Here is a 14,944-nt window from a genome sequence, read left to right on the forward strand (position 1 = left end):
ATCCCTTCTCTTAAGTGCCCTTTGTTGAATACTCGATAACTCTCAAAAAAGAAAGGAGCCACCTTGTACCAAAGGCCTGCTCCTTTCTTATTTATCCATCCATTTAGAAGAAAAACGTTTATTTACTCTCAGCTTCCCACTTGGATATCTCTTCGCGCACCCGTGGCGCTACCTCTGTTCCCAATAACTCAATGGCTCTCATGACATCCTCGTGCGGCATCGTGCCTACAGGTACGTGCAACAGAAAGCGTGTAATGCCTACCTGCTTACGCAGGTGAATGATTTTCTGAGCAACCGTATCGGGATCGCCTACATACAATGCACCTTCAAAGCTGCGTGCGGCATCGAAGCTGGAACGGGTGTAAGGACCCCATCCACGCTCACGCCCAAGGACGTTCATGCTTTGCTGGGTGGAAGGGAAAAACTTTTCCGCTGCAAGCTCGGTACTTTCCGCAATAAAACCATGCGAGTGGGATGCAACCGGAAGTAATGATGCATCATGACCTGCGTGCGTAGCGGCTTTTTTATACAGCTCCACAAGCGGCGCAAACTGCACAGGACTACCGCCAATGATCGCCAGAACCAATGGTAACCCGAGCAAGCCCGCGCGAACCACAGATTCCTGATTGCCTCCGCTACCAATCCATACGGGCAACGGGTCCTGAACCGGACGTGGATACACGCCCAGATTATTGATCGCAGGCCGATGTCCACCTTTCCAGGTGACTTTTTCAGAATCCCGTATTTTCAATAACAGTTCGAGTTTTTCATCAAACAGTTCGTCATAGTTATCCAAATCATAGCCAAACAACGGGAACGATTCGATAAAAGAACCCCGGCCTGCCATAATCTCAGCTCGTCCATTCGAGATGCCGTCCAATGTGGCAAAATCCTGAAATACACGTACCGGATCATCCGAGGAAAGCACCGTAACCGCGCTGGTCAGCCGAATCCGCTGGGTCTGTGAAGCAGCAGCAGCTAGTATTACCGCAGGAGCAGATGCCGCATAGTCTTTACGATGATGCTCTCCCACGCCATATACATCCAGTCCTACCCGATCTGCAAGCACAATCTCCTCGACAACTTCACGTATTCGTTGTGCATGACTGATGACCTCACCCGTCTGTGTATCCGGCGTTGTTTCTACAAATGTGCTGATACCTATCTCCACTTGCCCTACCCCCTGCTTCAATGTCTCGTTCTCATCGGCTGCTTTGTGAGCAAACCATTTTAAAAACCGATATCTTTATTTTGAACCTTTTCCGCGTTTTTTTCAAGCTCTGCTTTCTAAATATGGAATCGGCTTAAGAGAACCTGAGGATTTTCCGCAGGAAACGAAATCTTTCTGTCGAATATTTTATGGAATAAAAGAGATTTCAATCCTCACAGCGTGAATACAACAAGGGGGCTCATACATCCATGGCTTTTGTCATCAATAACCTAAAGGATAACAGCAATGTTGCCATCGCAGACCAATTAGGTGGATTTACCGTATTGGAATACATATCGGATTTAAGCTGCACCTCGGTTGCGGCTGCGGAAGCCAATTACTATATGAGCAAAAGTAACATGCGCCGCAAGCAGCTCATGATCGAAATCAACAATAGTGAAATTATGATGAAGGCGGGCGCCATGCAATATACGGTGGGCAGTATGGAGATGACTACCGGCGTAAAAGGCGTAGGGGGCTTAATGCGAAATTTGGTGTCCGGTGCTGTAACGGGAACAAGTGCCATCAAACCTCTCTATAAAGGCACGGGTACGATTATGCTGGAACCTACTTATAGTTACATTTGGCTCATTGATGTCGATAATGATCACATTGCTATCGAAGACGGCTTATTTTTAGCTTGTGAAACTACGCTGGACATATCCGTTGTTGCCCGTAGCAACCTTTCCTCGGCCGCTCTGGGTGGAGAAGGATTATTTAATTTAAGCGCTCGGGGAAAAGGAGTTCTTGCCCTGCAAGCGCCTATCCCTTCCGAGGAAGCGGTCGTTATAGAATTGCAAAACGATGTGCTGAAGGTGGATGGTAACTTTGCCCTCATGTGGTCCAATACCTTACAGTTCACCGTCGAGAAATCCGGGAAAACCAAAATGGGCTCGGCTGCTTCCGGCGAAGGGCTGGTCAATGTGTACAGGGGAACCGGAACCGTTTGGCTGGCACCGCTGTAAACGATGTATAATCCAAGGAGAAGCGCCTAGCTTCTCCTTTTCTAAATCCTCATTGAACTGAAAAGTGTCTCTGAAATACGTTGAGATAAACAGCATATTTCTTTTTCCAATTCAAGTTTCAGGGCTGTTGCTGTTGGTCCATCTATGACTATGATTCTACCTCCTGAAGCTGTCCGAATATAAAGAAAAACCCCTCTTATATCAAAGGGTTTTTCCAGTACAAACTCCAAACTCGTTGGGTTGCATTAACATAGCTTTTAGTTCTTTTTCACAAACTCCGATTTTAATTTCATCGCTCCGAAGCCATCAATTTTGCAATCAATATCATGATCGCCTTCCACCAGACGGATATTCTTTACTTTTGTGCCGATTTTCAGGACGGATGAGCTTCCTTTGACTTTAAGGTCTTTAATGACGGTTACAGAATCACCGTCCTGCAGAACGTTACCATTGGCATCTTTGATGACTTTTACATCTTCATTGTTTGCTGCTTCTGATTCGGAAGACCACTCATGAGCGCATTCCGGGCAAATGAAAAGACTCCGATCCTCGTACGTGTATTCTGAATTACATTCCGGGCAATTTGGCAAATTAGACATATTTGTATGTACTCCATTCATTATCAATTCTACACCTGTGATCGTCCTATGAAACAAACCTTGCTCCAAGCCCTCCTTGGAGTTCCTTACAAGTATATTGGATAATCAGCAACGATTCCACTAATAGAGGAAATTAGTTTAGGATTTCCCTTTCCTTTTGAAATGATTATGATGATTAAAAAAGGATGCCCGCCTTGTTAGGGTAGCATCCTTCATCATGAGCAGAATCATATTTTGAAAATGTGCTCTACGGCGATTTTATGCCTTTGTTTGCTCAACCAGCTCACGAATTCCTTGGCTAAGCGGCGTAAGCGGGCGTTTCAGAAGCTTCTCGAAATCGTTGCTTACAACATCCAAAGCTCCTTCACGAATCGCTTTTTGAATACCGACCACAATAGGGATTGCGGCTTCCGGTACGCCCGCACCAAGCATAATGTCGGCATACGCAGTATCGTCTACCTGCTGTACAGGCACATCCTTACCCAGCACCTCAGCAAGAATCGCCGCAAACTCTTCTTGGGTAATCGGCTTGCCTGAAAGCTCGTATATCGTATTCTCATGCCCTTCGCTGGACAAAACGACTGCCGCCGCTTGCGCATAATCTGCACGGGCAGCCCAACCTACTTTACCGGAACCTGCTGAGGTCAGCCAAGGAGCCCCGGCCAGCACGGATTGAATCGTGCCTGCTTCATTCTCAAGATACCAGTTATTACGCAGGAAGGAGTAAGGAATGCCCGATTCGCGAATGAACTCCTCCGTTATACGATGTACAGGTGCAAGGAACAGAGTGCTGTCAGCCGCATTGGCAGCGCTGGTATAAGCGATGAAGCCTACTCCCGCACGTACAGCAGCATCCACAGCAGCCTTATGCTGGCGGATTCTCGTATCATTATCGCCGTCTGCGGATATAATCAGCAATCGGTCTACACCAGTAAACGCTTGGTCCAGCGTCTCCGGTTTATCAAAATCGCCAAGACGAACGTCAACGCCACGGGCACGCAAGTTTTCTGCTTTTTCCGGATTTCTCACGCTAACAATAAGGTCTTCTGCCGATACGGATGCAAGCAACGCCTCTACCACGATGGAACCCAGTTGCCCGGTTGCTCCTGTTAATGCGATTTTCATATGAAATCCTCCATTCAGATTTTATTTACCTTTCTATAGTAGCTATAAATATGATGCTTGTCTAATTTGGAGTTGATGAAAACACAGCTGCTGTCAGCGAATTAAATGTTAGGCAGATTGATGCATTAAAGCGAATTGTTAAAGAGGTACGCGGGGCGTTTGAATAAAAGGGGCGCTCGCGGCTCTCCAGCTTAGGATTGAGGCTCGTAGTCACTCAATTTTCCTTCATAAATCAAATGCAGTCGGTCGCTTTGCCGAAAATCGTCCGGCGTAATAAGAGCGGGCAACTTGTTCCATATTTTTATGCCGGATCGCTGTAAAATTTCTGCAACGAATTGCGAACAAAAATAGGAATTACTGAACTCGACGGGTTCTTTGAGTGCAATACCAATCAAACCCAGTAAGTTATACATATATTTTTGACGACTTCTGATAAAGACGTGTAGGACCCGTTTCATTTTCTCGACTTCACGCTCGGTTACTTGAAGCTCGTAGATGACACATGTTGTATTCGGAAATCTGCTGTATGTACCTGTCTTAATATCCTCTTTCACGAAACCACCATCCAGAGGGTTATTAGGGGTCTTTCTCCCGAAGCTGTATAACTCCGAAAGTTCCCGGTTGAAGGAAATGGAGGCGTGATTGTATGGTGCCCTCGTATAGCTCTTAATGACTCTCGTAAGAAACGTTCCCATATTCGTAAGTAAGATAAAGACGGATTGATCAGCTACCATTTACAAAATTTCTCCTTATCAAGTTTGGGTTATTCCTTCATAATAACATAGGAATCCTATAATGGACTCCTACCTCGCGATAAGTTGGTGATTGGCAATGGACAGCTCGCTATTAACGTTAATCCTTATTTTCACAGCCTTATTGGCTATCCAATTGATTTATGTTGTGATCGTCAAAACACAGCCCAACAAAGACTATGCAGCCATCGGACTTCGCATCAAAACCTGGTGGGGCATGTTCTTTATCTTTTGCTTGGCAACTCTTTTTAATCCGATTGTTTCACTGCTTTCCCTGATGGCACTCACTTTCTTTGCGCTGAAAGAATATTTCTCCATGATCAAATCCAGAAAAGCCGATCGCAGACTTTTTTTGTGGGCGTACTTGGCGATTCCTGTGCAGTTTTATTGGATTTATATCGGGTGGTACGGGATGTTTATTGTCTTTATCCCTATTTATGTATTCTTGCTCCTGCCGCTCCCGCGATTGATTAACAAAGGAACGGTCGGTTTTCTGCGCAGTGTCAGCTCAACCCAGTGGGGGCTTATGCTGATGGTTTTCGGGCTTAGTCACTTGGCCTACTTTCAATTCGCTACACCGCAATACGGGGCGAAACTCGTACTTTTTCTAGTGGTATTGACACAACTCAATGATGTTGCACACTATCTGGCATCTCTCTATTTCGGTAAGCGGAAAGTCGTCCCAACCTCCAACCCGAATTTAACTTGGGAAGGCTTTGCATTCGCGTTTATCGTGACGATAGGAGCTTCGTATCTGATCTATCCCTACCTGACGCCATTTGACCTGAAATTTGGAATTATTTTCGGCATGCTGATCAGCTTGAGCGGTTTCTTCGGCAGCTTAACGGTTTCCGTGCTGAAGCGGGATTTATTAATCGGCGATGATGACAAGTTCGATGCTTTGAAAAAAAGCTACTTAAGCCGGGTCGATAGTTTGACCTACACCTCGCCCGTCTTTTTTCATGTAATCCGTTATTTTTTTGACTTTATGTAGCAATTACATTGCTCAAACCTCGTATGAATAGTGATCATGGAACACGATATCTTGCTATGAAAAGGGCATCCTATCCTCACTTAAGGATAGGATGCTTTTGCGTGTACTACCGTTGCAGGGCATTCCTAATCCTGCTAACCCCTTCACGAATTTCGTTTTCCTTTAGATGCCCGTAGCCCATTAGCAGTCGGTTTCCTTCGAGCTGTGCTGCAAATACATTTTCGCTACGGAGATGTTCTAGCAGATTCTCTCGGAGTGGGAACTGAAACTCTGCTACCAAATGTAAACCAGCTGATCGGCCACATACCCGGTATTGCCCTGTAAAATGCTGCTCCAGGCTATCAAGCAGGACCTGACGACGCTTGGCGTACACTTTTTTCATCTTATGTACATGCTTATGAAGGAGTCGCTTCCTGATATACCGACTCAACACAATTTGCTCCAAGCTCGCCGTCTGGTAATCCGCCAGTTGCTTTAAACGGATAAAATCAGCGACTCGTGATGGGGGAAGAACAATATAGCCGATCCGCAGTGCGGGGAACAAAATTTTGCTAAACGTCCCGACATATAGCACCCGGTCTGGGTCCAGACTCTGCAAGGAGTGGACAGGCGCCCCATCATACCGGAACTCACTGTCATAATCATCTTCGAGCAGAAGGCATCCTGTCCGGGCTGCATACTGGATAAGCTCGATCCGCCTTTGGATCGGCAAGATACCTCCCAGCGGGAACTGGTGCGAGGGTGTAAGATATGCCAGCTTGGGGTGTTTCTTTTGCGGCAGATCGGCTGTTATAACTCCCGAATCATCAACAGGCATGCTCCGCAGTGTGGCCCCTGTAGCCGACAGAATGCTTTTTAAATCTTCATTTGTCGGTTCCTCTACCAGAGCTTCGTCCCCAACTGACAGCAACAGACGGGTGACAAGCTGAATCGCTTGTACTGCTCCGCTAGTGATTACAATATGTTCCGGTCTGGCTTTCACTCCCCTGGTGTGAACCAAATAGTCGGCCAGCTCCCTTCGTAACTCAGGCTCTCCAGCAGGGTCGCCATAACCCAGTGCCAGATCAGGAGCCTCTTTGCATACGCTCTGAAGCAAGTCGGCCCATGATTTGCGCGGAAATAATTCCAATGCGGGGAGGCCTGTCCGGAAGGAAATTACCGACACCTCATTTGAATATGGAGTATCCATTGCAGACACAGACGCCTCGATAGGCGGTGCGGATACATAACCTGGAAGAACGGCCCCCTCGGCTACATAGGTACCTGAACCCGGGCGCGCAATGGCTAAGCCTTCGGCTAGCAGCATTTCATAAGCTTCGAGAATAACATTCCGGGAAACGTTCAACTGTAAGGCCAGCACCCGGGTCGAAGGAAGTTTATATCCTGCTTGCAGTTCTCCGGCTAAAATACGGTCCCGTATCGCTTGATACACCTGACGCAGCATCGGAACTGTCACATTCTTATCGATAGATACCCACATAGGCTGCCCCCTCAAGCGGTACTGTCAAAAACCTCTTCAACTGGATCTACAAGTGCCCAGTTTCTATTGGTACAGTATATATCAATATCTGTACAAGAGGTGAGATGAAATGAACAAACCAACCTTTTCGACTTACATGGAATTAGTGATCGCAACCTCCATTGTCGGCAGTTCTGTGGTAGTCGGTAAACTGGTCGTGATGCGGCTGCCTGTTTTTTTATCGCAATCTGCCAGTCTGGCCGTTGCCCTTCTGTTCTTGATACCCATTGTATTCATCAAGAAATATTCACTAAGGATCAGCAAACGGGATGCATTAATCCTGTTCATTCAGGCTCTGATCGGCATGTTTCTCTTCCGCGTCCTAATGCTGTACGGGCTGGCCTACGCCTCTGCTTCCGAAAGTGGAATTTTAACAAGCTTGACCCCAGCTATCGTTGCACTTCTTTCGTATGTACTGCTGAGAGAAAAGATTACGCTACGCCCCGGTCTCGGGATCGCCTGTTCACTGCTCGGTGTTTTGGCACTGCAAGTACCTCACATATCGGCGCTCTGGTTCAATGCTCCCAACGCAACCTCGTTCATTGGCCTGCTGCTTGTTCTGTCTGCTGTGTTTGGAGAAGCGGCACTGACAGTGTTACGCAAGATGCTATCCAGCCATGTCTCTTCCCTGCTTGGAACCATGTATATAACACTCTTTTCATTCTTCATGTTTCTGGCTTGTTCCTTTGGGGAGGCCCAACAGTTCAACTTTAACCACGTTGGTGCAGGGGAGATTGGGCTAGTCTTATATTATGGTATCTTTGTCACAGCATTAGCCTACGTATTATGGTTTCGGGGCGTGTCAAGAGTACCGGCTAGTACAGCAGCTGTATACACGGGTTGTATTCCCGTCAGCACACTGCTGCTGTCCTATATCATCCTCCGTGAATCCTTCTCATTTGCTCATCTAGCTGGTGCAGGCTTTGTATTTCTGGGCATCATGCTCATGTCACGCGGTGAACGCCGCTGACTCACGCAATGACCTTCTCAAAAAAGAGGCTCCCGACTGAAACTTCGGGAGTCTCTCTTCTTTGATTCAAGTTCTTAGCGCATTGAATTAATGCACCTGATCCAGCAATTGATATACTTCTTCCTTCGTTGTAGCTGCCAGAAGCGACTCCTTACTTGAAAAACATAATCAGAAGATTCAACAAGAAATTTCCAGGCTTATGGAAACCCAAAAAATTATTGAATATAAGCTCAACCATTATCGTGACATCTCTGCAAATCCCGATCTTGGCGACACGAATTGCACCCCTACAACACCCAGCACCAATCCCCTTTTTTAAGGGGTTATTTTCATTTTCAGTGGGAGATTGATGGAGCCCCCTTAATTCCCTATAATCCAAATATAGCATGAATTTCTAGGGGGGAATAACGGTGATCACCTATATGAGATGCAATGACGTCAGCATGGAACACATTTTTCAAGCATTTTCGCTTGGGTTCTCGGATTATTCCATTCGCCTGACCACGGATCAGGACGATTTCGCAGCACGTTTTTTTGGTCCAGAGGGTAATAAACGGAATCACTCTTTCCTTGCCATGGATGAGGATCAACCGATCGGCTTAATTCTCGGCGGTGTCCGGCAGTTCGACGGGTACAAGACCATGCGTTGCGGCACGCTATGCATCGCTCCGGCTTATCGTGGTCAGGGGATTAGCAACAAGTTGCTGGAATTACATAAACAAACAGGCATCTCCGCGGACTGCCAGCAGCTATGGCTCGAAGTCATCAAGGATAATCATCGGGCAGTCAAATTATATGAAAAGCAAGGCTACCAGGCACGCTATACGCTGAAATACTACAACGGCACTCTGCCCTCCACCCCAGCCGCTGCCCCCTCATCTTCGTATATTCTTAAGGAAGTTACATTTGATGACGTCGCAGCTTTTCGTAAGACCCTCACCGACTGTCACATCCATTGGCAAAGTGACACACCTTATTACGCCACCAGTACACAGGAAGCTTTTCTTGGCATCTACGAAGTGAATCAAACGTGCCTCCTATTTAGCCCCTATTTGAACTTGGACAGTACACCCCTTACTCCGATACAATAATATTGAGGCGGAGGGGAACGAAATGAAGAAGAAACAGTATGATCTAAATTTCAAGAAGATGGTGGTTGCCAAGGGGAAGGAAATCGGCAACATGACCGCTATATCAAGACAACATGAGCTTGATCCAAAGATGGTATTGCGATGGGCCAGAGAATTAAATCGTAAGGATCTAGATACACTGGATGGTTCTAGTATTAAGCAAGCGAAATTTGTACCGACTTCAGAAGATTATGCAGAGCTTGTGAAAGAGAATGAGAAACTTAAGAAGCTCTTTGCAGAGCAAGCCTTAGAGAGGGATATTCTCAAAGACCTACTAAAAAAACGAACCCGTACTTGCGGATAAAATAGAAATCGCCCAGAAGTATATTACACGAGGGCATAGCATCAGCTTTGTACTGCGTGTGCTAGAGGTAGAACGCTCAACGTATTATGCATACGTGAATAGGCCAGAGCAAGCCCAAGAAACAATCCACAGGGCCGGTCGCCCTGCACCTGGTTTATCTTATACACAAGATGGTGAGCCAATCAGTGATGAGCAGATTTGTGAATGGATCATGGAGTTCTTAGCAGGCGAAGGCGCGAACTACGGCTATCGTAAACTGACCGTGCTTTTAAGCCGCCGCCATCAACTGAAAATTAACAAGAAGAAAGTTTACCGTCTATGCAAGCGGATGGATGTGCTTCGTCCACAGCGGAAACTCAAGATTAAGCATCCCAAGCGACTTGCCAACAATCGCGTCATAACGGCCTCTAATCAACTGTGGGAGACTGACATTAAGTATGGATGGGTCCAAGGCGAGCAACGGTTCTTCTTCCTAATGAGCATCTTAGATGTGTTTGATCGCGCCGTAGTTACTTATCACATTGGATTGACGTGCGAAGCGAAGCATCTCGTTCAGATCATGCAGGAAGCACTGATGAAACGTCAGCTCTTTGACAAGGCAGAAAAGCCCGTCATTCGTTCGGACAATGGTCCGCAATTTATTAGCAACCTGTTTGAGGAAGCTTGTAACGAGTTTGTCATGATTCACGAGCGCATCCCGCCAAAAACGCCGAATAAAAACGCGCATATCGAATCGTATCATTCGATCATAGAGGCGGAGTGCTATCAGCGGCATGAGTTTGAAACATATCCACAGGCCTATGAAGTCGTAAGTCAGTTTATACAAGATTATAATCGTATCCGCATCCACGGCAGCATTTACGATTTGTCCCCGTATGAATATATGGAAGCGGTGAAACAAGGCACTGTGAAGCCAAAGCAGATTAAGGTTTAATCTTAAGCCGCTATAAGTAAAGAAAGGAGCAACACGCATGAACGAGTACAGCCAACAACTACAAGACGGAATCGACGAGATGGAAGCAACCATCGAACGTCTGCGTGAAGAGATTCAACACCTTAAAGAGCAACGCGATGCCCTAGAGAAGGGCAATTTAGAACTTTATCGAAATCTAACCGAGCCTGACTTTTGATTGCGGGTCTCCCCCGAAGTGTGGAGAAGAACGTCAATTCGGGCGAAAAACAAAGCAAATTAACGAAATTCTACATCTGATATCGAATAAGAGGTGTATTGTCCTGTCCAGCCTGTCCATAGCGATGGCGAAACCAGGAGGGGCCACAATTGTCGCGAAGTCCGATTTCTGAGTTTCTCTGCCGCGCGGTGATTCGGCTGTGACCGTCTTCCGTCTTTCCCCATCTCTCCTTAGGCATGTCCGAGTCATCCTGAGCGAGAGCCTTTATAAACGGCCAGCTCGCTGAGATGATAGCGATTCCCATCACCAGGCCACGCATCATTTTCTCCTGAAGTCGGCAGGGCACAAATGCTGGCGCGAGCTATCTATGCAGAATCGGAGCGCTCTCGCTTGCTGTACGTTAGGTGAGGCTCCGTCACAACGCAATCCCGCGCCTTGTGTCGCGCGCGCCAATGTCCCGTCCGGGTCCGACAGCGGCTATGGGCGGGCTTCGCAAGTTTCCGACAGAAATGTAATCCAGTGTAACTGTTACGCAACAGTTTAGCCTAGGCGACATGCTGAGCCGACTTTCGCCCCCGATGTGAAGGCGAGCTTCCGGTGTCGGCCAGGAGCGGCCAATCGATCGAGTGCGGTAATGACCTTCGAGTGTCGGCTCCAGTCAGCTTTCCGCCGTCTGGTTCGAATCCCCGGGGCTTCCCTGGTAGGAAAGTATGCGTCGGCAAATCTGATTCAACACGTTGCCTTCTTGACACCGTTGCTAGGCCGATTTATCAGGATGGCGCTCGTAATAACGTGAAAGAGATGATCCCCCCGTGGCGCGAATCCGGGCTGGCCGACGAGCCAGCCGAGCGCCGACATCAGGGCGAACAGGTCGACCCCATCCATATCGGCGCGCGCAGTTCCCTCGGCCTGAGCGCGGAGCAGTAGTCGCGCGCCCGCTGACCGCACCGCTGAGCTTGAAGCGTGAAGCGCGGAGTCCGGGTCCGCGTGGGCGCTCGCCAACAAGGCGCAAACGCCGCTATAGCTATGAACGAATGCCACCCCTTCGCGAAACCAGGACACCAGCGCTTCGTCAGGTGGATTCGACGTTTCGAGTTCGGCTGCCTGCTGCATCAGTGCGTCCACATTCATACGCAGCAACGCTTCGAACAAGGCTTCTCGCGTCGGGAAATGGCGAAGCAGTGTGGCCAACCCGACGTCGGCCCGGCGGGCGATATCTCGCATGGACGCGTCGGCACCATGCTCGGTGACGACGTCACGCGCGACTGCAAGTAGATGGCTGTAATTTTTTCTGGCGTCGGCTCGCATAAATCGCCTTGACAATGGCTGCTCGGTAATCTCGCCCAGTGGGCCGGCTTCGCCCGTGACAGCGCTCGCTCGGAAATATTTTCTAGAATCTGAGTACTGGCCGCTGTATTCTTCGTTAATGCGACCTAATAAAAAGTCTATAGAAACCCCAAAAAGAGTGGCAATCTTATCGATCGTTTCCTTCCTTGGTGTTCTGCCTTTTTTGTCAGACTCGTATCCAGCTATGGTAGATCTAGATATTTTCAATCGTTCTGCAGCTTGCTCCTGCGTCCATCCTCGCTCTTCACGAAGCATTTTAAATCTCTCGGCGAATGTAGCCACCTAAATCACCCCTATTAATATATTACATTATAAATGTTCCTTTTGGAAACATTCTATCAAATATTATTGCTAATGTTCCGAAAGGGAACTATAATCAAATTGGATGTAATTTTTTATGGCGTAGTCTCGCATAAATCGCCTTGACAATGGATCACTGATCCATATATGATGAACCTGTATCTGAATCAGTGATCCACAAGATACAGCACATTTGTGCAAATGGGAACCGAGACACTGTCGGACATCACGAAAGGGGAAAGAAGTCATGGGAAAACTTGAAGGTAAGGTTGCAGTCATCACGGGTGGATCGAGCGGCATGGCGCTGGCGAGCGCCATGCGGTTCGTTGAAGAAGGCGCCTATGTTTTCATCACGGGCCGGAGGCAGGAGGCGCTCGACGAGGCCGTCAAGCTGATTGGCCGGAACGTGACCGGCGTGCGCGGCGACTCGGCCAATCTCGACGACCTCGACCGCCTGTTCGATACAGTAAAGCGGGAAAAGGGCAAGATCGATGTCCTATTCGCGAGCGCTGGCACGGGCGAAGCCGGCCCACTGGGCGAGATTAGCGAGCAGCACTTCGATGCGACCTTCGGCCTGAATACGCGCGGAACGCTGTTTGCGGTCCAGAAGGCGTTGCCGCTGTTCAACGATGGCGGATCGATCATCATGACCGGGTCAGTTACTTCGGTGAAAGGTTTTCCTGGTTTCGGCGTGTATGCGGCGAGCAAGGCGGCGTTGCGCTCATTCGCACGCACTTGGCTCAACGAACTGAAGGGCAGGAATATCCGGGTGAACGTGCTGAGCCCGGGGCCGATCGCCACACCGATGCAGGACCAAGCTATCGACGAGGAGACGAAGCGGATGTTCGAATCCCTGATCCCGCGGGGAAAGATGGGCCGTCCTGAGGAAATTGCGACGGCCGCGCTGTTTCTTGCTTCAGACGATTCGAGCTTCGTGAATGGGGTGGATTTGTCTGTCGACGGCGGCTTATCAGCCATCTGAGATCACGCCGAAAAGCGTGTGGGGGGTCTGTCAACTTGACGAAGATGATCCGAGTTGTGTCGATAAGTATGGAATCCTGATTAATAAGCGGGATTTATTTCGGTGATTGTCCAGCGGGTATTGTCTCGCGTGGCGCATCGCGGGCAACGGTCCCTCACGCCCGGTTACCAATTAACATGGGTCCGTGGTTGATCAAAACGTCCCCTGAATGGAGAGTTAACATGAGCTATTCGATTATTGGCTTTGGCGCGGTAGGCCAAGCACTCGCCCGAGCATTTGCAAGAAAGAACATCGATGTGACCGTCGCCAGCCGGCGCCCTCCCGTGACGTTGATACAGCAGGCACGAGCGATCGGCCCCACCGTTGTCCCTAGGACGCTGCAGGATGCAATCGCGTCCGACACGATCTTCCTGGCGATTCCGTTTTGGGAACATCGCGAAGTCGCGAAGCAGATCACAACCTGGCAGGGCAAGACGATCATCGACGCGACAAATACAAATGCTCCCGTTGAAGACCTGGATGGTCAGCCGTCGTCCGCAGTTGTCGCCAAAGCGTTTACCGGCGCCAGGTTCGTAAAGGGCTTTAACCATCTGCCCGCTGCCGTTCTGGCCGCTGATCCGAGCGTGAATGGCGGCAGCCGCGTCGTGTTTTTGTCAAGCGACGACGAAAATGCGGTGGCGCCGGTCGCGGTTCTGGCCGAACAACTCGGTTTCGCGCCGATTGCGCTAGGACCGCTCAAGGATGGCGGCTCGCTCGTCCAGGCCAGGGGCAATACCTGGGCTGAACTGATCTTCCAGGATCTCGTCAAGTTCAAATAGCGGCGCGTAACAACAAAGTCACAGCCGCCACGCGCATAGCCAAACGCGTGCTGGTGATCTGACCGAGATTCAGTTAGTGCTTCTGCGCGGGTGCATCATGGCCGCTAGACTCGCCGGATACCACTCGAAATATGTATCATGTAATAATGCTTAACGATTGTTCGTTCAACATGAAGGACTATTCAATGACAATAGGTGCATAAAAAGGCGTGCCATTAAGCCAATGTCATTAAGTATGGCGCAAGGCTAAAAATCAAGAAAAAGAGCAGGTTATCGAAAAGATAGCCCGCTCTTTTTTTGGTGTCTATTTAGCCCCTATTTGAACTTGGACAGTACACCCCTTACTCCGATACAATAATATTGAGGCGGAGGGGAACGAAATGAAGAAGAAACAGTATGATCTAAATTTCAAGAAGATGATGGTTGCCAAGGGGAAGGAAATCGGCAACATGACCGCTATAGCAAGACAACATGAGCTTGATCCAAAGATGGTATTGCGATGGGCCAGAGAATTTAATCTTGAGTTTCCGCTGTGGACGAAGCACATCCATCCGCTTGCATAGACGGTAAACTTTCTTCTTGTTAATTTTCAGTTGATGGCGGCGGCTTAAAAGCACGGTCAGTTTACGATAGCCGTAGTTCGCGCCTTCGCCTGCTAAGAACTCCATGATCCATTCACAAATCTGCTCATCACTGATTGGCTCACCATCTTGTGTATAAGATAAACCAGGTGCAGGGCGGCGAGAAACAAAGCAAATTAACGAAATTCTACATCTGATATCGAATAAGAGGTGTATTG

General features: G+C 48.5%; 17 protein-coding genes and 1 pseudogene. 10 read left to right on the plus strand and 8 right to left on the minus strand.

The annotated features are described in order from the left end of the window. Nucleotides 1–118: 118 nt before the first annotated feature. Nucleotides 119–1,171, minus strand: coding sequence for an LLM class flavin-dependent oxidoreductase (locus QMK20_RS26160; protein WP_283653928.1), 1,053 nt, complete (start codon nucleotides 1,169–1,171; stop codon nucleotides 119–121). Between the two features lie 248 nt (nucleotides 1,172–1,419). Between QMK20_RS26160 and QMK20_RS26165 the strand changes: the two genes are divergently transcribed. Further along, complete coding sequence (locus tag QMK20_RS26165; RefSeq protein WP_044648815.1) at nucleotides 1,420–2,175, plus strand: AIM24 family protein; 756 nt, start codon at nucleotides 1,420–1,422, stop codon at nucleotides 2,173–2,175. 257 nt (nucleotides 2,176–2,432) lie between these two features. Here the strand turns inward: QMK20_RS26165 and QMK20_RS26170 are convergent, their stop codons facing one another. The 3 genes from QMK20_RS26170 to QMK20_RS26180 form a co-directional block, all read right to left on the minus strand. Next, complete coding sequence (locus QMK20_RS26170; protein ID WP_283656353.1) at nucleotides 2,433–2,774, minus strand: zinc ribbon domain-containing protein YjdM; 342 nt, start codon at nucleotides 2,772–2,774, stop codon at nucleotides 2,433–2,435. Nucleotides 2,775–3,032: 258 nt separating this feature from the next. Next, nucleotides 3,033–3,899, minus strand: a complete 867-nt coding sequence (locus QMK20_RS26175; protein ID WP_283653929.1) for an SDR family oxidoreductase — start codon at nucleotides 3,897–3,899, stop codon at nucleotides 3,033–3,035. Nucleotides 3,900–4,090: 191 nt separating this feature from the next. Further along, complete coding sequence (locus tag QMK20_RS26180; RefSeq protein WP_283653930.1) at nucleotides 4,091–4,633, minus strand: C40 family peptidase; 543 nt, start codon at nucleotides 4,631–4,633, stop codon at nucleotides 4,091–4,093. Nucleotides 4,634–4,730: 97 nt separating this feature from the next. On the opposite strand from QMK20_RS26180, the gene QMK20_RS26185 reads away from it, so the two are divergent. Next, nucleotides 4,731–5,645, plus strand: a complete 915-nt coding sequence (locus QMK20_RS26185; RefSeq protein ID WP_283653931.1) for a phosphatidate cytidylyltransferase — start codon at nucleotides 4,731–4,733, stop codon at nucleotides 5,643–5,645. Between the two features lie 106 nt (nucleotides 5,646–5,751). Here the strand turns inward: QMK20_RS26185 and pdxR are convergent, their stop codons facing one another. Beyond that, entirely contained in the window at nucleotides 5,752–7,125 is a 1,374-nt protein-coding gene (gene pdxR / locus QMK20_RS26190) for a MocR-like pyridoxine biosynthesis transcription factor PdxR (RefSeq protein ID WP_283653932.1), read from the minus strand. Nucleotides 7,126–7,234: 109 nt separating this feature from the next. Here pdxR and QMK20_RS26195 point away from each other — a divergent pair, with 109 nt between their 5' ends. From QMK20_RS26195 to QMK20_RS26215, 5 genes are all read left to right on the plus strand, one after another. Continuing rightward, nucleotides 7,235–8,134: a DMT family transporter gene (locus tag QMK20_RS26195; RefSeq protein ID WP_283653933.1), complete on the plus strand. Its 900-nt coding sequence runs from the start codon at nucleotides 7,235–7,237 to the stop codon at nucleotides 8,132–8,134. Nucleotides 8,135–8,544: 410 nt separating this feature from the next. Then, entirely contained in the window at nucleotides 8,545–9,225 is a 681-nt protein-coding gene (locus QMK20_RS26200; RefSeq protein ID WP_283653934.1) for a GNAT family N-acetyltransferase, read from the plus strand. 22 nt (nucleotides 9,226–9,247) lie between these two features. Then, on the plus strand, nucleotides 9,248–9,568 hold the full coding sequence (locus QMK20_RS26205; protein ID WP_283653935.1) for a hypothetical protein: 321 nt from the start codon (nucleotides 9,248–9,250) through the stop codon (nucleotides 9,566–9,568). A 40-nt stretch (nucleotides 9,569–9,608) separates the two neighbouring features. Continuing rightward, nucleotides 9,609–10,502 (plus strand): IS3 family transposase, encoded by an 894-nt coding sequence (locus tag QMK20_RS26210; RefSeq protein WP_283656303.1) that lies wholly within the window; start codon nucleotides 9,609–9,611, stop codon nucleotides 10,500–10,502. A gap of 37 nt (nucleotides 10,503–10,539) precedes the next feature. Continuing rightward, on the plus strand, nucleotides 10,540–10,698 hold the full coding sequence (locus QMK20_RS26215) for a hypothetical protein (protein ID WP_014279385.1): 159 nt from the start codon (nucleotides 10,540–10,542) through the stop codon (nucleotides 10,696–10,698). Nucleotides 10,699–10,768: 70 nt separating this feature from the next. Here QMK20_RS26215 and QMK20_RS26220 read toward each other — a convergent pair whose 3' ends face one another. Both QMK20_RS26220 and QMK20_RS26225 read right to left on the minus strand, forming a co-directional pair. After that, complete coding sequence (locus QMK20_RS26220) at nucleotides 10,769–10,936, minus strand: hypothetical protein (protein WP_283652676.1); 168 nt, start codon at nucleotides 10,934–10,936, stop codon at nucleotides 10,769–10,771. Between the two features lie 491 nt (nucleotides 10,937–11,427). Continuing rightward, nucleotides 11,428–12,327 (minus strand): SbtR family transcriptional regulator, encoded by a 900-nt coding sequence (locus tag QMK20_RS26225; RefSeq protein ID WP_283652675.1) that lies wholly within the window; start codon nucleotides 12,325–12,327, stop codon nucleotides 11,428–11,430. Between the two features lie 265 nt (nucleotides 12,328–12,592). Between QMK20_RS26225 and QMK20_RS26230 the strand changes: the two genes are divergently transcribed. The 3 genes from QMK20_RS26230 (at nucleotide 12,593) to QMK20_RS26240 (ending at nucleotide 14,708) form a co-directional block, all read left to right on the plus strand. Then, nucleotides 12,593–13,327 carry an SDR family NAD(P)-dependent oxidoreductase gene (locus tag QMK20_RS26230; RefSeq protein ID WP_209942310.1) on the plus strand — a complete coding sequence of 245 codons (735 nt, stop codon included), beginning with the start codon at nucleotides 12,593–12,595 and terminating at the stop codon, nucleotides 13,325–13,327. A gap of 221 nt (nucleotides 13,328–13,548) precedes the next feature. Next, nucleotides 13,549–14,145, plus strand: coding sequence for an NADPH-dependent F420 reductase (locus tag QMK20_RS26235; RefSeq protein WP_283653936.1), 597 nt, complete (start codon nucleotides 13,549–13,551; stop codon nucleotides 14,143–14,145). Nucleotides 14,146–14,525: 380 nt separating this feature from the next. After that, nucleotides 14,526–14,708 (plus strand): hypothetical protein, encoded by a 183-nt coding sequence (locus tag QMK20_RS26240; protein WP_283652673.1) that lies wholly within the window; start codon nucleotides 14,526–14,528, stop codon nucleotides 14,706–14,708. On the opposite strand, the pseudogene QMK20_RS26245 reads toward QMK20_RS26240, so the two are convergent. After that, a pseudogene (locus tag QMK20_RS26245) lies at nucleotides 14,664–14,885 on the minus strand (helix-turn-helix domain-containing protein); the annotation flags it as partial. The gene QMK20_RS26240 and the pseudogene QMK20_RS26245 overlap by 45 nt on opposite strands. Between the last annotated feature and the right edge of the window lie 59 nt (nucleotides 14,886–14,944).

Origin of the sequence: Paenibacillus sp. RC334 (genome assembly GCF_030034735.1) — a bacterium.
In the GTDB taxonomy this organism is placed as follows: Bacteria; Bacillota; Bacilli; order Paenibacillales; family Paenibacillaceae; genus Paenibacillus; species Paenibacillus terrae_A.